Origin of the sequence: Micromonospora sp. SD12, from assembly GCF_052068495.1 — a bacterium.
GTDB lineage: Bacteria > Actinomycetota > Actinomycetes > Mycobacteriales > Micromonosporaceae > Micromonospora > Micromonospora echinofusca.
This window is the reverse complement of sequence record NZ_JBQHDF010000007.1, coordinates 67,782-88,462: the sequence shown is the minus strand read 5'-3', so window position 1 is coordinate 88,462 and position 20,681 is coordinate 67,782. Positions and strand designations below refer to the sequence as shown.

The 20,681-nt window shown below is 72.9% G+C and carries 18 protein-coding genes; 7 read left to right on the top strand and 11 right to left on the bottom strand.

The features are described from left to right. Nucleotides 1-80 precede the first annotated feature (80 nt). Complete coding sequence (locus ACTMS2_RS16060; protein ID WP_441176080.1) at nt 81-620, bottom strand: phospholipase; 540 nt, start codon at nt 618-620, stop codon at nt 81-83. Nucleotides 621-799: 179 nt separating this feature from the next. Further along, on the bottom strand, nt 800-2,464 hold the full coding sequence (locus ACTMS2_RS16055) for a glycoside hydrolase family 10 protein (RefSeq protein WP_441176079.1): 1,665 nt from the start codon (nt 2,462-2,464) through the stop codon (nt 800-802). 313 nt (nt 2,465-2,777) lie between these two features. Here ACTMS2_RS16055 and ACTMS2_RS16050 point away from each other — a divergent pair, with 313 nt between their 5' ends. Continuing rightward, the gene (locus ACTMS2_RS16050; protein WP_441176078.1) at nt 2,778-4,280 is read left to right on the top strand and encodes an amino acid permease; all 1,503 of its coding nucleotides are present in this window, start codon (nt 2,778-2,780) and stop codon (nt 4,278-4,280) included. Nucleotides 4,281-4,517: 237 nt separating this feature from the next. Here the strand turns inward: ACTMS2_RS16050 and ACTMS2_RS16045 are convergent, their stop codons facing one another. Genes ACTMS2_RS16045 through arfA form a run of 5 tightly spaced genes read right to left on the bottom strand, consistent with a single transcriptional unit; the run spans nt 4,518 to nt 10,313 of the window. Further along, complete coding sequence (locus ACTMS2_RS16045) at nt 4,518-5,534, bottom strand: glycoside hydrolase family 43 protein (protein ID WP_441176077.1); 1,017 nt, start codon at nt 5,532-5,534, stop codon at nt 4,518-4,520. Beyond that, a complete protein-coding gene (locus tag ACTMS2_RS16040) occupies nt 5,531-6,430 on the bottom strand; it encodes a carbohydrate ABC transporter permease (RefSeq protein ID WP_088998245.1) in 900 nt (299 codons plus the stop codon). Before ACTMS2_RS16040 ends, ACTMS2_RS16045 begins: the two co-directional genes overlap by 4 nt. 10 nt (nt 6,431-6,440) lie before the next feature. Then, nucleotides 6,441-7,406 (bottom strand): carbohydrate ABC transporter permease, encoded by a 966-nt coding sequence (locus ACTMS2_RS16035; RefSeq protein WP_363896685.1) that lies wholly within the window; start codon nt 7,404-7,406, stop codon nt 6,441-6,443. Between the two features lie 6 nt (nt 7,407-7,412). Further along, a complete protein-coding gene (locus ACTMS2_RS16030; RefSeq protein WP_350823870.1) occupies nt 7,413-8,741 on the bottom strand; it encodes an ABC transporter substrate-binding protein in 1,329 nt (442 codons plus the stop codon). 57 nt (nt 8,742-8,798) lie between these two features. Beyond that, the gene (gene arfA / locus ACTMS2_RS16025) at nt 8,799-10,313 is read right to left on the bottom strand and encodes an arabinosylfuranosidase ArfA (RefSeq protein ID WP_441176076.1); all 1,515 of its coding nucleotides are present in this window, start codon (nt 10,311-10,313) and stop codon (nt 8,799-8,801) included. 136 nt (nt 10,314-10,449) lie between these two features. On the opposite strand from arfA, the gene ACTMS2_RS16020 reads away from it, so the two are divergent. Then, nucleotides 10,450-11,457 carry a LacI family DNA-binding transcriptional regulator gene (locus tag ACTMS2_RS16020; RefSeq protein ID WP_441176263.1) on the top strand — a complete coding sequence of 336 codons (1,008 nt, stop codon included), beginning with the start codon at nt 10,450-10,452 and terminating at the stop codon, nt 11,455-11,457. A 34-nt stretch (nt 11,458-11,491) separates the two neighbouring features. Here ACTMS2_RS16020 and ACTMS2_RS16015 read toward each other — a convergent pair whose 3' ends face one another. The 3 genes from ACTMS2_RS16015 to ACTMS2_RS16005 form a co-directional block, all read right to left on the bottom strand. After that, a complete protein-coding gene (locus tag ACTMS2_RS16015; protein ID WP_441176075.1) occupies nt 11,492-12,217 on the bottom strand; it encodes a methyltransferase domain-containing protein in 726 nt (241 codons plus the stop codon). Between the two features lie 111 nt (nt 12,218-12,328). Beyond that, nucleotides 12,329-12,646, bottom strand: a complete 318-nt coding sequence (locus tag ACTMS2_RS16010) for a hypothetical protein (protein WP_441176074.1) — start codon at nt 12,644-12,646, stop codon at nt 12,329-12,331. Nucleotides 12,647-12,684: 38 nt separating this feature from the next. Beyond that, on the bottom strand, nt 12,685-14,322 hold the full coding sequence (locus ACTMS2_RS16005) for an ABC-F family ATP-binding cassette domain-containing protein (RefSeq protein WP_441176073.1): 1,638 nt from the start codon (nt 14,320-14,322) through the stop codon (nt 12,685-12,687). A gap of 74 nt (nt 14,323-14,396) precedes the next feature. Between ACTMS2_RS16005 and ACTMS2_RS16000 the strand changes: the two genes are divergently transcribed. From ACTMS2_RS16000 to ACTMS2_RS15985, 4 genes are all read left to right on the top strand, one after another. Beyond that, nucleotides 14,397-15,167, top strand: a complete 771-nt coding sequence (locus ACTMS2_RS16000; protein ID WP_441176072.1) for an ROK family protein — start codon at nt 14,397-14,399, stop codon at nt 15,165-15,167. Nucleotides 15,168-15,342: 175 nt separating this feature from the next. After that, a complete protein-coding gene (locus ACTMS2_RS15995; RefSeq protein WP_088998253.1) occupies nt 15,343-15,711 on the top strand; it encodes a tetratricopeptide repeat protein in 369 nt (122 codons plus the stop codon). Nucleotides 15,712-15,928: 217 nt separating this feature from the next. Further along, nucleotides 15,929-16,183: a Smr/MutS family protein gene (locus tag ACTMS2_RS15990; protein WP_088987488.1), complete on the top strand. Its 255-nt coding sequence runs from the start codon at nt 15,929-15,931 to the stop codon at nt 16,181-16,183. A gap of 8 nt (nt 16,184-16,191) precedes the next feature. Then, entirely contained in the window at nt 16,192-16,734 is a 543-nt protein-coding gene (locus ACTMS2_RS15985; protein WP_441176071.1) for an NUDIX hydrolase, read from the top strand. A 49-nt stretch (nt 16,735-16,783) separates the two neighbouring features. On the opposite strand, the gene ACTMS2_RS15980 is transcribed toward ACTMS2_RS15985, so the two are convergent. After that, entirely contained in the window at nt 16,784-19,159 is a 2,376-nt protein-coding gene (locus ACTMS2_RS15980; protein WP_441176070.1) for a M28 family peptidase, read from the bottom strand. A 305-nt stretch (nt 19,160-19,464) separates the two neighbouring features. Here ACTMS2_RS15980 and ACTMS2_RS15975 point away from each other — a divergent pair, with 305 nt between their 5' ends. Beyond that, entirely contained in the window at nt 19,465-20,643 is a 1,179-nt protein-coding gene (locus tag ACTMS2_RS15975) for a PP2C family protein-serine/threonine phosphatase (protein WP_089003194.1), read from the top strand. The last annotated feature ends 38 nt before the right edge of the window (nt 20,644-20,681 follow it).

The window sequence follows — 20,681 nt, the reverse complement described above, 5'->3', positions numbered from 1 at the left end:
GCGGGGTCCGTCGTCGTGCCGGTCGGGGCCCGCGTCGACCCGGTGGGCGGGGACGCGGACCCCTGGGCGGTACGGGTGGGTCAGCGGCTCAGGGCGGCGCGGCGCTCGGCGTCGGCCTTCATCCGGGCGGCGCGGTCGATGTCGGCCTGCTGCACGGCGGCGACCGAGCCGAAGGCGCTGACGGCCTGGTAGTACGTCCAGGCGAGGCTGGTGCAGGCGGGCCGCACGACGCTGTTGTACGTGGCGCAGACCCGCTTCAGGTCGGCGTAGAAGGCGCTGTCCAGTCGGGCCTTGTTCGCCGAGAACCGGCTCATCGCCTTGTAGTTGCGGTAGCCGAAGTCGTGCCGGTAGCAGGAGAGCGTGAAGTTGAAGCCGAGCGGGTTGTCCGGGCTCGACGAGCAGTAGTCGGTCGACCAGTTGAACTCGTACGCCGCCCAGGCGCCCTTGTTCAGCCGGCCCGAGTTCCAGGAGTTGTAGCTGGTGGCGCTGGTCTGGGTCCAGCTGGACAGGACGGAGAGCTTCTGCGAGGTCGTGACGGCGGCGGCGGGGGAGGAGACCCCGAAGACGAAGAGCATCGCGAGCGCGGCCGAGGCGAGCAGGGTGGTGAGGCGTCTGGGCACGGGTTACCTCCGCGGGGGATGGCGGGCGGGACGGGGGTTACCGGCGGGTCACCGGAATGCCGACCAGTGTGGATCATGGAGGGATCCGGGGGATGTGGTGCCCGCCGACAATTAGTGACAGGCGTTGAAACAGACGAATGCCCCGGGTGCCAGGGGCACCCGGGGCATTCGGTCGGACGTCAGCGGACGAACGCCGGCGGGCTTGCCGGGCTCTCGTTCGCCAGTCGGTCGAGCGCGGTCACGTAGTAGGTGTAGCGCTTGCCGGCCTCGGCCGTCGTGTCCACCCAGGACTGGGTCCGGGTGCCCGCGTCGGCGCGGACCGTGTCGACCAGGTGCGCGGCGTCGGCGAAGTCGCACCGGCCGGCCAGGCCGGTCCCGTCGAAGCGGTAGATCGCGTACGAGGTGGCGGTGCCGAGCGGGCCCACGCCGTCGGCCGGCTGGAGCCAGCTCAGGCGGACCCCGTCGTCCTGCCGCGCGGCCTTGGTGACCACCGGCATGAGCAGCGGCTTCTTCGGCAGGTGCGACATGGTCGGGACCAGCGCCGGGCGGGAGTAGTGCTCGGCGGCGTAGATGTCGGTCGCGCCGAGGCGGTTGGCCCGCACCTGAACGGCCGAGAAGTGGATGTTGCCCAGGACCTCCGGGTACTGCCGGTTGAGCGTCAGGTGGTTCGACAGCTCCCGCGGGTTCATCCAGAACGAGCCGTAGACCGGGTCACCGCTCTTGTAGTCGGCCTGCCCGATGTAGAGCTGCACCCGGGTGCCCTTGACCACGTCCGCCCACCACGGCACCAGCCGGGTGTAGTCGGCGGCCGGGTACTGGCCCATGTACCAGTAGAGCTGCGGCACGATGTAGTCGATCCACTCCTCCTTGACCCACTTGCGGGTGTCGGCGGAGATGATGTCGTACGACTGGCTGCCGGTGGTGTCCGAGCCCAGCGGGTCGGCCGACTGGTTGCGCCAGATGCCGAACGGGCTGACGCCGAACTTCACCCACGGCTTCTCGGCCTTGATCTTGGCGTTCATCTCCTGGATCAGCAGGTTGATGTTGTCCCGCCGCCAGTCGGCCTTGTCGGTGAAGCCCCGGTTGTGCGCCGCGAAGGTGGCGTCGTCGGGCACCTGGTGGGTGCCGCTCGGGTAGGGGTAGAAGTAGTCGTCGAAGTGCACGCCGTCGACGTCGTACCGCTTGACCGCGTCCATCATCGCGGTCTGCACGAACTCGCGGACCTCCGGGATGCCGGGGTTGTAGTACAGCCGGCTGCCGGCGACCCCGGCCGGCGGGTAGGCGAAGGTCCACTCCGGGTGCTCGCGCACCGGGTGGTTCGGCGCGAGCTGGTTGATGTCGGCGCCGGCGCCGCCCGGGGCGGGCATGGAGATGCGGTACGGGTTGAACCAGGCGTGGAACTCGAGGTTGCGCTTGTGCGCCTCGGAGACCACGAACTTCAGCGGGTCCCAGCCCGGGTTCTCGCCACGCACCCCGGTCAGGTACTCCGACCAGGGCTCGTGGGGCGACGGCCAGAGCGCGTCGGCGGTCGGCCGGACCTGGACGACCACGGCGTTGTGGTTGAGCCGCTCGGCGAGGTCGAGCAGCTGGCGGTACTCCGCCTGCTGCGCGGCGATGCGGTCGGGCGCGGTCTGGGACGCCTTGCTCGGCCAGTCGATGTTGACGACCGAGGAGATCCACATGGCCCGGAACTGCCGCTTCGGGGTGGCCGGGTCGGTGACGCAGGTGGTGGTGGAGGCGGCGGTGGTCGCCGCGTCGGGCGCCGCGCTCGCCGGGGTGGCGGCGACGAGCGCGCCGAGCAGTGCGGCGGCCAGCCCGGCGGCTCCGAGCCGAGTTGCCTTCATGCGGTGTGTCCCTTCGTTGGGGCTCCCGTGTCAGGGGTTCATCGCGGCACAGACGGCAAGATTCGCCGTTGACAATCTGCCGCTGGTAGGAAATTTTCACACCTCACGGCTCTGCGCAAGAGTCTGGACGGGATCGATCCGTCCGTCCACGTCCGCTCGTCCCTGTGGCCGGGGCCACGGCGCGCAGGGTGCTGGACCGCGCACGCCGGGTGTCGGCCCGATTGGCCCGAGATCGTCAGGATTGAGGAGGGCTCACGCTGGGTAGCATCGCCGGTCACCGGCCGCCACAGGGGTGGTCCGGACGGTGGGAGGGGTGACGGCGGTGTCCGTGCTGCGTACCAAACCGATCGGGGACGTGATCGCGCAGAGCGAAGCCGACGGCGAGGACGGCGGACCCGGCCTGAAACGACGGCTCGGCGCCCGCGACCTCACCGGCTTCGGCATCGGCATCGTGATCGGCACCGGCATCTTCACGCTCACCGGCATCGAGGCCCGCGACAGCGCGGGACCCGGCGTGGTGATCTCGTTCGCCATCGCCGGCCTGGTCGCCCTGCTCGCCGCCCTCTGCTACGCCGAGCTGGCCTCCAGCGTGCCGGCCGCCGGCAGCGCCTACACCTACGCGTACGCGACCATGGGCGAGATCGTCGCCTGGATCATCGGCTGGGACCTGCTGCTGGAGTTCGCCCTCGGCGCGGCGGTGGTGGCGCGCGGCTGGTCCGGCTACCTGGCCGAACTCGTCGGCCTGCCCACCGCCTGGTTCGGCGAGGAGGGCAGCGTCGTCAACGTCGGCGCGATCGGCATCGTGCTGCTGCTCGGCGTCGTGGCGATCGTCGGCATCCGCGAGTCCGCCCGGGTGACCAACCTGCTGGTGCTGGTCAAGGTCGCCATCTGCGTCTTCATCGTGGTCGCCGGCCTGTTCTTCGTGAAGGCCGCCAACCTCACCCCGTTCATCCCGCCGGCGGAGCCCGCCGACGGCAGCGAGGACGGCATCAAGCAGCCCGTCACCCAGGCGCTCTTCGGCCTGGAGCCCTCGGTGTTCGGCTTCGTGGGCGTACTCAGTGCCGCCGCCGTGGTCTTCTTCGCGTACACCGGCTTCGAGGCTGTGGCCAACCTCGGCGAGGAGACGAAGCGCCCCCGCCGGGACCTCACCCTCGGCCTGCTCGGCACGCTGCTGATCTCGACCGTGCTGTACATCGGCGTCTCGCTGGTCGTGGTGGGCATGGTCCCGTACGACCAGATCGACCGGGGCGCCCCGATCGCGGCGGCCTTCAACGCGGTCGGCGCCGAGTGGGCCGGCATCCTCGTCTCGATCGCCGCCGTCGCCGGCCTGACCAGCGTGATCCTGGTCGACCTGGTGGCCATGGGCCGGATCGGCTTCGCCATCAGCCGCGACGGGCTGATCCCGCCGTCGATCGCGAGGGTGCACCCGCGCTGGGGCACCCCGTACCGGATCTCGGCCGTCATGACGGTGGCGGTCGCGCTGCTCGCCGGCTTCCTGCCGCTGTCGGCCCTGGCTGACCTGGTCAGCATCGGCGCGCTCGCGGCGTTCGTGCTGGTCTCCGTCGCGGTGCCGATCCTGCGCCGCAAGCGCCCGGACCTCGACCGGCCGTTCCGGGTGCCGTTCTCCCCGGTGCTGCCGGTCTTCTCGGCGCTGGCCTGCTTCTACCTGATGCTGAACCTGTCGGTGGAGACCTGGCTGCGGTTCGCCGCGTGGATGCTGCTCGGCGTCCTGATCTACTTCGGCTACGGCTACCGCCGCAACCGCCTCGCCCGGCGTTCCTCGTCCGCCGACTCCCGGGAACCGGCTTCCGTCTGATCCGGCTGGTCGCGGGGTGGGGTTTCCGGGAGCCCGGCCCGCTCCGGGCGGTCAGGCTTGATCCCTGCGCAGGCCGGGCTCCCCGGAAACCCCTCCGGGGTCGCCCGCCGCGGTTCGGTCGCGCTTTCCCCGGTGTACGAGGACAGCGCGGCACCCGATCTGTCGGGTGCCGCGCTGTCGCTGTCTCCGGGTCGTGCGTGCGGTCCTCCGGGCTGGCCGCCTTCCGGAAGGTCCCGGTCAGGGCCTCTGCTGCGGCCCCGCCGTCGGGCCCTTGACGACGGGCTTGCCGTCGGTCCAGACGACCTCGTCGAGCCAGACCTGGCGGCCCGGGTCGACCGTGCCCTCCTGGCCCGGCGGCCAGGCGTGGTAGAGCAGCCAGGTGCGCCCGTCGTTGACCACCATCGAGGCGTGCCCCGGCCCGGAGGCGACCTCGTTGGTCTTCAGGATCGGGTTCTCCGGGGCCTTCACGCACGGCCCGGCGGGCGACTCGCAGATCGCGTAGCCCTCCGCGTACTCGGCGCGGTCGTAGGCGTTGGCGGCGAAGAACAGGAACAGCCTGCCGTCGTGGCGGTGCAGGAACGGGCCCTCGATCAGGGTGCCCTCCCACGGCTCGGTCTGCTTCAGCAGCTTCGTCGGCTCGCCGACCAGGCGCAGCCCGTCGTCCGAGAGGCGCTGCGACCAGATCCAGGTGTCCACCCCGATGGCGTTGCCGTCGTTCTTCCACAGCAGCCAGAGGCTGCCGTCGGCGTCCCGGAACGGGCTGGCGTCGATCGCGCCGCCCAGCTCCGCCTGGCAGATCAGCGGGCCGGTCGAGTCGTCCCGGTACGGCCCCTGCGGCGCGCTCGCCACGGCCCGCCCGACGCACTGCCGCCCCGACTCGCGCCCGGCGACGGTGTAGTAGAGCGCGAACCGGCCCGGGGCCAGTTCGATCACCTTGGGCGCCCAGGTCTTCCCGGCGTCCGCCCAGGCCGGCAGTTCCGGCAGCGCGTCCCCGGCCGGGGTCCAGTCGACCAGGTCCCGGGAGGTGAGCACCGGGACGTTGCGGCCACCGGCGTTGGTGTGGAACAGGTACCAGGTGTCGCCCACCCGGATCGCCTGCGGGTCGGGCGCGTCGGTGCGTACGACCGGGTTGGTGAACATGCGCGCGTCGTCTCCCGTGTTCGAAGGTTCTTCTCCACCACCGCACCCGGCGGCGAACAGCGCGGCGGCGAACACCGCCGCCGCGCCGCGCCGCCGGGTCGTTCCGACCGTCATCCCTTCAGCCCGCTGCGGGAGACGCCCTGGATGATGTGCCGCTGGGCGAGCACGAAGAGGACCAGCACCGGCACGCTGGCCAGCACCGCCCCCGCCATGATCACCGGGTAGTCGGTGACGTAGGCGCCCTGGAGCAGGCCCAGGCCCGGCGGCAGGGTGAGCGTCTCCGGGCTGAACAGCACGAAGATCGGCCAGAGGAAATCGTTCCAGTTGGTGAGGAACGACAGCACCGCCAGCGTGGCCAGCGCCGGCCGGGACAGCGGCAGCACCACCCGCCAGAAGATCTGCCACTGGTTGGCCCCGTCCAGCACCGCGGCCTCCTCCAGCTCCCGGGGGAGGGAGAGGAAGAACTGCCGCAGGAAGAACACCCCGAACGCGCTCGCCGCCCCGGGGACGATCACCACGGTCAGGGTGTCGATCCAGTTCAGCTCGTCGACGATCAGGAAGTTCGGGATGATCAGCGAGGTGGGCGGGATGAACAGCGTCCCGACGATCAGCGCGAAGAACACCCCACGGCCGCGGAAGCGCATCCGGGCCAGGGCGTACGCGGCCATCGAGGCCGTCGCCAGCACCAGCAGCGCGTGCGCGGTGGCGGCCAGCATGCTGTTGGCGAACCAGCGCAGCACGGGGTTGGCCGAGTTGTTCAGGATCTGCTCGTAGCCGTACCCGGAGATCGGCTCCGGCAGCCAGGTCGGCGGGATCTGCTGGGCCCCGGTGTAGGTCTTCAGCGAGGTGATGACCATCCACACCAGCGGCAGCAGGAAGACCAGGGCGAGCGCGACCAGGGTGGCGTAGAGCGCGGTCCGGCGCAGCGCGGTACCCGGCGCGCGCCCGGCCGCCGGGACACCGACCCGGCCCGGCTCGGGGGCGCGCGTGGTGCGCGTGGGCGTCGTCATGGCGGTCCCCTCAGTCTTCCCGGTAGCGGAAGAGGCGGAAGTTGGCGATGCTCACGACCGCCAGCATCAGGGCGAACACGATGCTCATCGCGGCGGCGCGGCCCGCGTCGTTGTCCCGCAGCCCCTCCTCGACGATGAACCAGACCACCGTGCGGGTCTCCGTGCCCGGCGCACCCTGGGTGATCAGGAACGACTGACCGAACACGTTCGCCGAGGCGAGCACGGTCGTGGTGATCACGAAGAGCAGCACGGGACGCAGCCCGGGGAGCGTGACGTGCCGGAACCGTTCCCAGGCGCTCGCGCCGTCCACCTTCGCCGCCTCGTACAGCTCCTGCGGGATGTCCTGGAGCCCGGCCAGGTAGATCACGGCGTTGAAGCCGGAGGTCCACCAGACGGTCACCCCCACCAACGAGACCCACGCCCACGGCACGTCCGTCACCCACGGGGTGTCGGCGGGCAGCCCGACCATGCCGGCGAGCCGGTTCACCAGGCCCAGGTTCGCGTCGAGCAGGAAACGCCAGAGCAGGCCGATCACCGCCACGCCCAGCACGTACGGCGCGAAGTAGACCGCCCGGAAGAAGGTCCGGCCGGGGAACGAGCGGTTCAGCAGCAGCGCCAGCCCGAGGGGTACGACCACCAGCAGCGGCACCGCGAAGACGGTGAAGACCGCCGTCGCCCGTACGCTCTGCCACCAGTCGCCGTAGACGGCCGATTCGCTGGAGAACAGCTCGGCGTAGTTGTCCAGCCCGACGAAAGGCCGGTTGGGCAGCTGGAAGTCCCACTGGTGCACGCTGAGCCAGAGACCGAGCAGGATCGGCAGCAGGCCGAAGACCCCGAACAGCAGCAGGTACGGCGCGAGGAACAGGTACGGCGTGGCCCGTCCGGCCCGGCCCGGCCGGGTGCCCCGGCGGGCGGCGCCAGCCGCCGGGGGCGGCGCGTCACCACGCGCCGCCCCGACCTCGATCACGTCCGCCACGGGAACTCAGCTCCCGTACTTCTTGCGGTTGTCCTCCAGCTGCTTGTTCGCCTTGGCCACCCCGTCGTCCAGCGCCTGCTTCGGCGACTTCTTGCCCAGCGCCGCCTCGTTGAACGAGTTGTAGAAGGTCGTCATGACCTCGCCCAGGCCCGGGGCCGCCGGCGGGAAGGCCGCGTACTCCAGCTCGGGGGCGAGGGCGTTGACCTCGGTCAGCGCCTTGAAGTCGGCGCTGTCGCGGACGGCCTTGCGGGCCGGGACCTGGCCGCCCTTGGCCCAGTCCAGGGAGTGCTGGCTGAGCCAGTTGATGAACACCTTGGCCGCCGAGACCTTGTTGGCGTCGTTGGCCCGCTGCTTGACGATCGTGAAGTTGTGCGAGTTGGCCCAGGCTGCCGGCTGCGAGCCGATCTGCGGCAGGGGCGCGACGCCCCACTGGATCTCCGGGCTCTTCTTCAGGTCGTTGATCTGCCAGATGCCGTTCCAGTTGAAGGCGTTCTTGCCGCTCTTGAAGGCCAGGTAGTCGGCGTCCTGCCCGACGTTGGCGGGGGAGTGGCCCTGCTTGATCAGGTCGGTCAGCCAGGTGCACGCCTCGACGGCCTGGTCGGAGTTGAAGGTGGCCTTGGTGGCCTCGGCGTCGAAGACGCTGCCGCCCCACTGGTGCAGCAGCGAGTAGAAGGTCATGCCGCCGGTGAACTGGAACGGGCTGACCCAGAAGCCCTGCACCCCGGACTTCTTCAGCTCGGTCAGCGCGGCGGTGTAGTCGTCCTTCGTCGCCGGCGGCTTGTTCGGGTCGAGTCCGGCCTTCTGCATGACCCCCTTGTTGTAGTAGAAGCCGAGGGGGTGCATGTCCAGCGGGATGCCGTACCGCTTGGAGTTGTAGAGCCCGCCCTTCCAGACGGTGGGGGCGAAGTCGCCCTCGGAGAGCTCCAGGGTCTTGGCGACGTCGTCCAGTTCGGTGATCACGCCGCGCGCGGCGAACGTGGCGAGCTGGTCCATGTGCATGACCGCGATGTCCGGGCCGGCGCCGCTGGAGGCCGCGCCGGGGAGCTTGTTGTAGTAGTCCTCCCACTGGTACGTGGCGATCGCGACGGCGATGTTCTGGTGCTCGGTGTTGAACTGGTTCACCAGCGCCTTGAAGATGTCGCCGTCGCCGCCGGTGAAGCCGTTCCACAGCTTCAGGTCCACCTTCGGGCCGGTGTAGTCCTTGCCGCCGTTGCCGGCCGCCGGGCCCGAGCTGTCGTCGCCGCCGCCGCACCCGGCCAGGGTCAGCGAGGCCGCGGCGCCGAGCCCGAGGCCGAGGCCGAGCAGCCGCCGCCGGCTCATTTCGTTCTGCATCATGGGATTTTGCTCCTTGGGGGACGGGATGAATTGTGCCTGCTCAGGACAGGTGCGGTGTCAGCCGCCGACGGGGGAGAAACGCAGCATGTTCCAGGAGACGGCCGGCAGGCGCACGGAGCACCGGCCGCCGTCGGTGGTGGTGGTGGGTAGCTGCCGAGGCGTCACCCGGTCGGGCTCGGCCTCGGTGTTCGTCGCCGTCGGGTCGTCCCCGGCGGCGAGGCTCACGTGCGATGAAGCGGATAGTCCTGCGAGGCCGCGCAGGTCGAGGTGCAACTCCAGGTCCGTGTCGCCCCGGTTGACCGCGAACACGGTGAGTTCGCCGGTCTCCTCGTCGTGCACGGCGACCGTGTCGAGCACCGGCACCTCGCCGTACCGCTTCGTCTCGTAGGTCGGGCCGACCGGCTCCGTACGCAGCACCGTGCCGCGGGCGTGCCGGGCGGTGAGCGCGAACGGGTGGAAGATGCTCTGCCGCCAGGCGGGGCCGCCGGTGCGGGTGCGGATCGGGGCGATCACGTTGGCGAGCTGGGCCTGGCAGGCCACCCCGACCCGGTCGGCGTGCCGGAGCAGGGTGATCAGCAGGTCGCCGACCACCACCGCGTCGACGGCGGTGAAGTCGTCCTCGATCAGCGCCGGGGCCTCGACCCAGCCGCGCCGGTCCAGGTCGGCCTGGAGACGCGACTGGTACCAGACGTTCCACTCGTCGAAGGAGATCTTCAGTTTCCGCCGGTGCCGCTGCTTCGCGGCCACGTGGTCGGCGGTGGCGACGACCTCGCGGATGAAGTTGTCCATGTCCACGGCGGAGGCGAGGATGCTGGCCCGGTCGCCGTCGGACGGGTCGTAGTAGGTGTGCGCGGAGATGTAGTCGACGTGCTCGTAGGTGTGCTCCAGCACCGTCGCCTCCCAGGAGGCGAAGGTGGACATCGTGCGGTTGGAGCTGCCGCAGGCGACCAGGCTGATCGACGGGTCGATCATCTTCATGGCGCGGGCGGTCTCGGCGGCGAGCCGGCCGTACTCGTCGGCGGTCTTGTGGCCGACCTGCCACGGGCCGTCCAGCTCGTTGCCCAGGCACCAGAGCCGCACCCCGTACGGCTCCTCGGCGCCGTGCTTGCGGCGCAGGTCGGACAGGTGGGTCCCGCCGGGATGGTTCGTGTACTCCAGCAGGTCGCAGGCCTCCTGCACGCCCCGGGTGCCGAGGTTGACGGCCATCATCGGCTCGACCTCGGCCGCGGCGGCCCAGGTCATGAACTCGTCGAGCCCGAAGGCGTTCGTCTCGATCGTCTTCCAGGCCAGGTCGAGGCGGCGGGGGCGGTCGCCGACCGGGCCGACGCCGTCCTCCCAGCGGTAGCCGGAGACGAAGTTGCCCCCGGGGTAGCGGACCACCGACACGCCCAGCTCACGGGTCAGCTCCAGCACGTCGCCGCGCAGCCCCCGCGAGTCCGCGGCGGGGTGCCCGGGCTCGTAGACCCCGCCGTAGACGCAGCGACCCATGTGCTCGACGAAGGAGCCGAAGAGCCGCCGGTCGGCCGGTCCGACGGCGAAGGCCGGGTCGATGGTGAGCTGCGCGGTCCGCAAGGGTGCCACCTTTCCTGGTTGCCGGGTACCGGGTGACCACGGTCACCCGGTGCCCATGGTTTCTACAACGTTGTAAGCAACGTTGTAAAGAGCGGCCCACGAGGTAAAGTGCGCACCCATGGGGGGAGGCGGCGTGGTGCGGCACAGGCTCAAGGACGTGGCGGAGCGGGCCGGCGTGTCGGTGAAGACCGTCTCCAACGTGGTCAACGGCTACGTGCACGTCCGCCCCGACACCCGCGCCCGGGTCGAGGAGGCCATCGCCGAGCTGAACTACCGGCCCAACCTCTCCGCCCGCAACCTCCGCAAGGGGCGCACCGGCGTCATCGCGTTCGCGGTTCCCGAGCTGGACATCCCCTACTTCGCCGAGCTGGCCCGGCACGTCGTCACGGCCGCGGCCGAGCTGGGCTGGACGGTGCTGATCGACCAGACCGGCGGCGGTCACGAGCAGGAGCGGGTGGCCGCCTCGGGCATCACCGAGCACCTCATCGACGGGCTGATCTTCAGCCCGCTGGCGCTCACCGCCGAGGACCTCACCGGCCTGGCCGGCACCCCGATGGTGCTGCTCGGCGAGCGCGTCGACCACGGTCCCGCCGACCACGTCGGGATCGACAACGTGGGCGCCGCCCGGGCGATCACCGCCCACCTGGCCGGTCTCGGCCGGCGCCGGATCGCCGCCATCGGCTCGCAACGCACCCCGGAGGGGGTCAGCGCCCGGCTCCGGCTCGCCGGCTACACCGCCGCGCTCGCCGACGCCGGGCTCGCCTACGACGAACGGCTGGTGGCGCCCGCGACGGCCTGGCACCGCGCGGACGGCGCCGCCGCGATGCGCGGCCTGCTGGCCTACGGCGTACGCCCCGACGCCGTCTTCTGCTTCAACGACACCCTCGCCCTGGGCGCCCTGCGCGCGCTGCACGAGGCGGGCCTGCGGGTGCCCGAGGACGTGGCGGTGGCCGGCTTCGACGACATCGAGGACGGCCGCTTCTCCGTGCCCACCCTGAGCACCATCGCCCCCGACAAGGAGCGCATCGCCCGGCTGGCGGTGGAGCTGCTGGCCGGCCGCATCGACGGCGACCGCACCGCCCCACCCCGCGAACTCTCCGCCCCCTGGACCCTGACCCCCCGCGAAAGCACCCAGGGCCCCTGACCCACTCTCCCCCTCGGGGCGGGTGGGAGGCGGGTCAGTCGAAGAAGCGGGCCAGGTGGGCGGGGGTGGGGCCGTCCGCGTCGGGGGGCAGCGGGGTGAGGTCGGCGAAGATCGACGAGCCGTCGCAGCCGACGTGCAGCGGGTACCAGCGCGGGGTGCCCGGCGGGCGCTGGAGGCAGATGCCCTTGACCGTCTGCACGTCGAGCAGCCGTACGTGGGTCGGGTCGGCGACGGCGTTCACGTGCCGCCACCACGGGCTCATCACGTGCAGCACCCCGCCCGGCCGGAGCGCCCGGTGGCACTCGTCGACCAGCGGCAGGAAGTCGATCAGGTGCTCCAGGATGTGCACCGCGAAGAAGACGTCCACCGAGTCGTCGGCCAGCGGCAACGAGCCGGAGAGGTCCGCCACCGCGTCCACCCCCGGGGCCGGGAAGATGTCCAGCCCCAGGTTGCCCGGCCACTGCTTGGTGGCGCCGCAGCCCAGGTCGACCACCACCGGGTCGCGCCCGCCGACGCGTACCCGGCACCAGACGCCGAGCACCCCGGCGAGCCGGCCGACCCGGTCCCGGACCAGCCGCAGTTCGGCCTCCTCGGCGACCTCCCCGCCGAGGTGGGCCACCCCCCGGTCGAAGCGCACCTCGACCGCGAGGTCGCGCAGCCGGTCGTCGTGCCGGGCCTGGTCGGCCCACGCCTCGGCGAGGAATCCGTCGATCGCCCGCAGCCGCTCGGCCGAGGGCGGATGCTGCGCCAGCGCGACCATCCGGGCCACCTCCCGCCGGCCGATACCCGGATCCCCGCCCGTTATGCCCGCGGCACCCCGCCCGCCGCCGCGTCAGCCGGTGATCGTGCGGCGGGGTGGCCTGTCGCCGGGTCAGCCGGTGATCGTGCGGCGGGGGCGGGCGCCGCCGCGCATCCGCTGCCGGGGCTGCGGTGCGGCCGGCTTGGGCCGCTTGAGGTGGTAGCGGTGCAACTCGCTGTTGCCGGGCAGGGACGGGTCCTCGCTCATCGCCACCAACTCCCAGCCCTGGTCGCCGGCCCGGTTCAGGTGCGCCAGCGCGGTGTCGCCGTAGGGCGTCACGTCGACCATGGAGCCGTCGGGGCCGTACCAGACGAAGACGATCTCCCAGCCGATGTCGGTGGTGGCCGCCTGGCGGCGGCGGACCAGCAGCGCGTACTCCCACTTGAGCATGGAGTCATTCTCACCCGCCACCGGCGGGTCGGCACGGATCAATCCTCGGCGATCCGTCCGGCGGCCACCCGCAGCCGCCGGTTGGTCGTCACGGCGTCCAGCATCCGCCGGTCGTGGGTGACGAGCAGCAGCGTGCCCGGGTAGCTGGCCAGCGCCGACTCCAGCTGCTCGATGGCGGGCAGGTCCAGGTGGTTCGTCGGCTCGTCCAGCACCAGCAGGTTCACCCCGCGCCCCTGGAGCAGCGCCAGCGCCGCCCGGGTCCGCTCGCCCGGCGACAGGGTCGCCGCCGGCCGCAGCACGTGCCCCGCGCGCAGGCCGAACTTGGCCAGCAGCGTCCGCGCGTCCGCCGGCGACAGCTGCGGTACGGCGGCACCGAACGCGTCGATCAGGGGCGCGTCGCCGAGGAAGAGCCCCCGGGCCTGGTCCACCTCGCCGACGACCACGCCCGGGCCGAGCGCGGCGTGCCCGGAGTCCAGGGGCAGCCGGCCCAGCAGGGCGGCGAGCAGGGTGGACTTGCCGGAGCCGTTCGCCCCGGTCACCGCCACCTTGTCGGCCCAGTCGATCTGGAGGGTCACCGGGCCGAGGGTGAAGTCGCCCCGGCGTACGACGGCGTCGCGCAGCGAGGCCACGACGGCGCCGGCGCGGGGTGCGGCGGCGATCTCCATCCGCAGCTCCCACTCCTTGCGCGGCTCCTCGACCACATCCAGCCGCTCGATCAGCCGCTCGGTCTGCTTCGCCTTGGCCGCCTGCTTCTCGGTCGCCTCCGCGCGGAACTTGCGGCCGATCTTGTCGTTGTCGGTGGCCTTGCGGCGGGCGTTCTTCACGCCCTTCTCCATCCAGGCCCGCTGGGTGCGGGCGCGCGCCTCCAGCCCGGCCCGGGTGTCGGCGTACTCCTCGTAGTCCTCGCGGGCGTGCCGGCGGGCGACCTCGCGCTCCTCCAGGTAGCCCGCGTAGCCGCCGCCGTAGTGCCGGACCTGCTGCTGGTGCAGGTCCAGCTCCAGCACCCGGGTCACCGTGCGGGCGAGGAACTCCCGGTCGTGGCTGACCAGCACCGTGCCGGCGCGCAGCCCGGTGACGAACTCCTCCAGCCGCTCCAGGCCGGCCAGGTCCAGGTCGTTGGTCGGCTCGTCGAGCAGGAAGACGTCGTAGCGGCTGAGCAGCAGCGAGGCCAGGCCGGCCCGGGCCGCCTGGCCGCCGGAGAGTCCCGTCATCGGGTGGTCGAGGTCGACCGTGAGGCCCAGCTCGGCGGCCACCTGCTCGGCCCGCTCCTCCAGGTCCGCGCCGCCGAGGGCGAGCCAGCGCTCCAGCGCCTCGGCGTAGGCGTCGTCGGCGCCGGGCGCGCCGTCGGTGAGCGCCGTCGTCGCCGCGTCCAGGGCGGCCTGCGCGGCGGTCACCCCGGTGCGCCGGGCCAGGAACTCCCCTACGCCCTCGTCGGGCCGCCGCTCCGGTTCCTGCGGCAGGTGCCCGACGCTCGCGGTGGGCGGGCTGAGCGTCACGCTGCCGGCCTCCACGGGCAGCAGTCCGGCGAGGGTACGCAGCAGCGTCGACTTGCCGGCCCCGTTCGGCCCGACCAGCCCCACCACGTCCCCCGGTGCGACCACCAGGTCCAGCCCGGCGAACAGCGCCCGGTCCCCGTGCCCCGCGGCCAGCCCCTTGACGATCATCGTCGCGCTCATCAGTGTCCGACCCTATCCGCCCCGATCGCCCACCCTTGCTCCGCGCCCCGGCAGGCGCGCGGCACACTGCTCGGGTGGTGACCACTCTCGCGATCGACTGTGGCGGCGGCGGGATCAAGGCATCGGTGCTGGACGAGGCGGGCACGATGCGCGCCCGGCCGCTGCGGGTGCCCACCCCGTACCCCCTGCCGCCGGCGCTCTTCGTCAAGACGCTGCTGGACCTGGCGGGTCGGCTGCCCACGGCGGACCGGCTCACCGTCGGCCTGCCGGGCATGATCCGGCACGGGGTGGTGGTGGCCACCCCGCACTACGTGACCCGCTCCGGGCCCCGCTCGAAGGTCGACCCGGCTCTGGTGACCCAGTGGTCCGGGTACGACGCGCGGACCGCGCTCGCCGAGGCGTTCGGGGTGCCCGCGCTGGTGCTCAACGACGCCGAGGTGCACGGCGCCGGGGTGGTCGCCGGGACCGGCTGCGAGCTGGTGCTGACCCTCGGCACCGGGCTGGGCAGCGCGCTCTTCGACGGCGGGGTGCTCGCCCCGCACCTGGAGCTGTCCCACGCCCCGGTGCGCTGGAACACCACCTACGACACGTACGTGGGGGAGCCGGAGCGGCGCCGCCTCGGGGACGCGTTCTGGTCCCGCCGGATCCGGCAGGTCGTCGAAGGGCTGCGGCCGGTGTTCCGCTGGGACCGGCTCTACCTGGGCGGCGGCAACTCCCGGCTGATCCGCCCCGAGCAGCTCGCCCGGATGGGCGACGACGTGGTGGTGGTGCCCAACACCGCCGGCATCGTCGGCGGCGTACGCGCCTGGGAGCTGGCCGCCAACCGGCACGGCGCCGCCACCTGACGCCGCCTCCGCCCCGTCCGCCTCCGTCCTTCCTCCGCCTCCGTCCCGTCCCGCCGGCTCCGGCGGCGTCGTGGTCGCCGGCCGGGCCCACGCGGTTCCCGGTCGGGAACAGTCGCGGTACGGCGGATGTTGTGCCAGCGTCGGGACAGTGGCGCGACACGAGGGGGTGGGTCGGATGGACCTTCTGGCCGAGTACCGGCGGGCGACCATGTTCTTCGAGGCCGGTGACCCGACCGGGGCGGCCCGGCTGCTCGAACCGATCGTCGAGGCCGAGCCCGGCAACGCCTCGGTACGCCAGCTGCTGGCCCGGGCGTACTTCCAGTCGGCCCAGCTCAACCGGGCCGAGGCGCAGCTGCGGGAGCTGGTCGACCGGGACCCCGCCGACCACTACGCCCACCACGTGCTGGGCCGCACCCTGGAGCGCCTCAACCGGCACGCCGACGCGCTGCGGCACCTGCGCATCGCGGCGGCCATGCACAGCGGCAACGACGACTACCGCGTCGCCCTGGACCGGGTGCAGACCCGGGTCGAGGGCAACCGCTGACAGCGCGGGCACGGGGCGGGGCAGCTCTGCTTAGCTGCCCCGCCCCGTGCGCTCGTCACCGCGATGCGCGCCGCCGCCACGCCGGGGTGATCAGGACGCCATGGACCGTGAAACGGCCGGGTGACGTCCATGCCGTCCTGATCACCGGGCATCGCGGTGGGCGCCGCGGGGCGCCTACCATCGGCGTCATGGGACGTGAGCTGCCGGCGGGTGCGCGATGAAGCTGAAGCTGGACCTGCACGACATCTTCAACAAGGGCCAGGACATCGACCGGGCCCTGCGCGGGATCATGGACGAGGCGGTGGCGAAGAAAGCCACCCTCGTCGAGATCATCCCCGGCAAGGGCTCCGGCCAGCTCAAGAAGCGGGTGCTGCGCTTCCTCGACCAGAAGGACGTCAAGCAGCTCTACCACCGCGTCGAGAAGGACTCGAAGAACTTCGGCCGCCTCTTCGTGCACTTCCGCTGGAAGTGACCCACGGCATGGCCGATGACGCGCGGCTGTCGGCGGGTGAGCTGCTGGACGTGGTGGACGAGCACGACCGGGTGGTGGGCCAGGCCCGGCGCGGCGACGTGTACGCCCGCAGGCTCCGGCACCGCTGCACGTTCGTGCTGGTGCGCAACGCGGCGGGCGAGATCTTCGTGCACCGCCGCACCGCACGGAAGCTGGTCTTCCCCTCGCTGTACGACATGTTCGTCGGCGGGGTGGTCGGGGCGGGCGAGTCGTACGACGAGGCGGCGCGGCGCGAGGCGGAGGAGGAACTGGGCGTACGCGGCCTGCCCGATCCGACGCCGCTGTTCACCTTCCTCTACGACACGCCGGAGCACACGTGGTGGTCGGCGGTCTACGAGGTTCGCTGCGACGTGCCAGTCGACCCGCAGGCCACCGAGGTCGCGTGGCACGCCTTCCTCAGCGAGGAGGAGCTGGACCGGCGGCTCACCGAATGGGACTGGGTGCCCGACGGCGTGGCGGCGTACCGCCGACTGCTGGCGTGGCGGCGCGAGGAACCCCGCCCGGACCGCTAGCGCCGCCGAGGGAGGCGGCGCGGGTCCGGGCCCCGCGCCGCCGTGCCGGCTACAGCGGATAGGTGCGGGCCACGGCCAGCATCTCCGAGCTGTGCGAGCCCACGATGCCCACGCCGGGCGGGCGCGGCCGGAAGCCGGGCAGGGCGTCCAGGCCGTCGCTGGCGTCCATCGCGCGCAGCGCCACCTGTCCCGCCTTCGGCGTGACGGTCAGCGTCACCTCGATGCCCTCCGACGGCGGGGCGTGGAAGACCAGGCCGAAACCCCAGCGTCCCTCCCGGGCCTCCACCGGCACCGCGCGGCCGGCCACCTCCGCCCGCAGCACCGTCGCCGTAGCCGCGTCCACGTGCAGGGTGGTGAGGCGGACCTGGCGCTGCGGGACCAGCCGCAGGCGCAGGGTGCGCTCGGCGCCGGCGGTGGTGTCGGCGAGCACCTCCAGCTTCGGGGCGGGCAGGTTCGCCGCCTGCGCCGGGCCGGCGCGCAGTTCCGCGTCGCCCAGGCCGGGGAAGTCGGCGACCTCGGTCACCCCGTCGACGTAGCCGTCGGTCCAGGGCTGGGGGTCCTCCTCGTGGCTGAGCCAGCGGGCCTGCCCGGTGTCGGCGTCGAGGGCGTACATCAGGTGGGTGGGCGCGGGGTGCGCGGCGTCGAAGCGGTCGACGGCGAGCCCGACCCCGGCGAGCACCACGGCCGCCAGGGCGGTGGCGGCGGCCGGCAGCGCGCCGAGGCGGCGCGCGCGCAGGGCGGCCATCGCCCGCTGCCCGCCGGCCTGCGGGTGCAGCAGGTCGACCACCGGCAGCGCGGCCAGGCCGAGCAGCACCGCCACCAGCGCCGCGACCCCGCCCATCGCCATGCCGAGCGCCGGGAAGAGCAGCACCACGGTGGGCAGCAGGACCACCACGGCCACCGCCGCGGCCAGCGTCGCCGCGACCACCGGCCACGGGCCGTCGATCCGCACGCTCAGCGCGACCAGCCCGGCCAGCGCGCCGGCCAGGGCCGGCAGGGTGACCAGGTACGCCCCGCCGGGCACCAGCACGGCGAGCAGCACCCCGAGCACGGCCAGCCAGCCCAGCCCGCCGACGGCGAGCGCGGCCGGGCCGACCCTGCGGCGGGTGAGTGCGTACCAGGTGCACAGGACGGCGGCGGCGAGCGCCACCACGGCCAGCCGGTACCAGGTGGGCCGGTACGGGTCGAGCAGCTCGGCGTAGCCGGGCCGCAGCGCGGTGATCGCCGCCCAGAGCAGCTGCGCGCCGAGCGGGGCGAGTACGAGCGGCAGCAGCGCCAACCCGAAGCCGGCGGCGAGCCGGCCCCCGGTGGTGCGGCCCCGCCGCAGGGCGAGCCAGCCGAGGGCGGCCACGGCGGCGAGCGCCAGCAGCGCCAGGGGCAGCACCAGCCAGCCGGGGTAGCGGACCAGCCCGCCCGGGACCGGGAAGTAGGTGGCGTCGTGCCCGGCGTCCAGGGCGGTCAGGTCGACCCGGCCGAACTCGCGGGCGAGGCCGAGGGCGTTGTCGCCGTGGTGCTGGAGGCTGGCCCGGTCCATGGCGGCGGGGGTGTCCAACGGGGTGTGGTAGATCGCCCCGCCGTCGATGTACGCCGAGTTCAGCCCGACGAAGTCCTCGTCGAGGAACGCGGTGAAGTCGGTGTCGTTGGGCAGCGCGCGGTAGATCTCCACGGCGAACGAGGTGCCCACGGGGTGCGGGGCGGCCCGGCCGAAGGCGTCCACCAGGGCGGCGTTGTCCCGCGACGTCTCGAACATGATCACGGGGCCGGTGGAGCCGCGCGCCTCCAGGTTGAGCACCACGCCGCCGTCGGCGGCCAGCGGGTGGCTGGACGCGAACGCGGCCGCCCCGCACAGGCACGCCTCCTCGGCGTCGGTGAGCACGAAGACGATGTCGTTGCGCGGCCGGGGGCCGGCGGCCAGCGCGCGGGCCACCTCCAGGATGGTCGAGGTGCCGGCGGCGTCGTCGTTGCCGCCCGGGCCGGACTGCACCGAGTCGTAGTGCGAGACGAGGAAGACCTTCCCGGTGGGGTCGGTGCCGGGCAGCCGGGCCACCACGTTGCGTACCCGGGCCAGGGTGGCCCCGCCGGCCGCCCCGCTGAGCTGGCCGGCCTCGGGCGCGACGGTGTCCTGCACCTCGGTCTCCAGGCCGAGGCCGCGCAGCACCCCCTCGACGTGGGCGCGGACCTGGTCGTTCGCCGGGCTGCCCGCCACGTGCGTGCGTGCGGCGACGACCTCGACGTGCTCGTACGCCCGGGTGGCGCTGAACTCGCCCGGCGGCGCGTCGGCCGGGCGCGGCGCGGGGGTGCGCAGGTCGAGCAGGGTGCCGGCGCCCACGGCGGCGAGCGCGGCGAGCGCCGCCACGGCGGCGGCCAGCCGGCGACGGGGCCGGGCCAGCGCGCGGTCGGCGGGGCGGATGGGGGGTGCGCCCACGGGGTCTCCTCGGGAGGGGTCTCAGGTGGGCACCATCCTGCACCCCGGCGGCCGTCAGCGGGACTCCCGGTGCGGACCAGGGGCTCTCCCGTCCGTTTCGCCCCCCGCCGCGCAGTGATCCGACCCATCCCCGCGCATGCGGAGCCCGTCGTGTTGTGTGCGAACGTTGTCTAATACAGGATCAGCAGGGCACTCGGAAGGAGCCCGACATCACCAGCGATCTCCCGCGTCTCGCGGCGGTGACCCGGCCGTACCGGGGGACCGGCCTGGCCGGTTCCTCCGTCGCGCCGTACCCGCACGGCGGGATGGGACGTCATCCCAACCTGCCTCCCGGCGAGCGGCTGCGGGTGCTGCTGGTCGAGGACGACGAGGGCGACGCCTTCCTGGTCGGTGAGCTGCTCGCCGAGACCAATTCGATGATCGACCTGCTCGTGGCGACCAGCCTCAGCGAGGCCCGGCAGCGCGTGATGGGCGTCGACTGCGTCCTGCTCGACCTGGGTCTGCCCGACGCGCAGGGCCTCGACGGGCTGCGCCAGGTGCTGGAGATGGCCAGCGGCGCCGCCGTCTGCGTGCTGACCGGCCGCTCCGACGAGCACCTCGGCATCGTCGCGGTCGCCGAGGGTGCCCAGGACTACCTGGTCAAGGGCCAGGTCGACGGGGTGCTGCTGACCCGGGCGCTGCGGTACGCGGTGGAGCGCAAGCGCGCCGACGAGAACGCCCGGCGGCTGCGCGAGGTCGAGCTGCGCCAGGCCGAGTCCGCCCGCCTCGAACGGGGCCTGCTGCCCCAGCCGCTGATGACCACCGACGTGGTCGCGGTGCACACCTTCTACCGGCCCGGCCGGCACGCCGCCCTGATCGGCGGCGACTTCTACGACGTGGTGCAGACCCGGCCCGACCGGCTCGACCTGATCGTCGGCGACGTCTGCGGGCACGGCGTGGACGAGGCGGCCCTGGGCGTCGAGCTGCGGGTCGCCTGGCGGGCGCTGATCCTCGCGGGCGTGCCCGACGACGAGGTGCTTCCGGCGCTGGAGCAGGTGCTGATGAGCGAGCGCCGGCTCCAGGAGATCTTCGCGACCGTCGCCACCGTGCGGCTGGACCTCGACGCCAATCGGGCCACCGTCCGGCTGGCCGGGCATCCACCGCCGCTGCTGCTCGCCGGGGGCAAGGTGGTGCCGGTTCCGGCGCGCGGCGGTCTGCTGCTCGGCGTACGACCCCGCCGGCCCGTGGCCTACGACCTGGAGTTCGACACCGATGACTGGTCCCTGTTGATGTACACCGACGGCCTGATCGAGGGGCGGACCGGCGAGGGCGACGAGCGCCTCGACGTGCCCGGCCTCAGCGGCCTGCTCGCCGACCCGGCGACCCTCGCCGTGCCGCTGGCCGAGCTGCCGGCCTGGCTGGTCGGGCGGGCCGAACAGCTCAACGGCGGCCCGTTCGCCGACGACGTCGCCATGCTGCTGGTCAGCCGGGGCGGTGGCCGGTGACGGGCATCCGCGAGTGGACCCTGCGCCAGCGGGTCGTC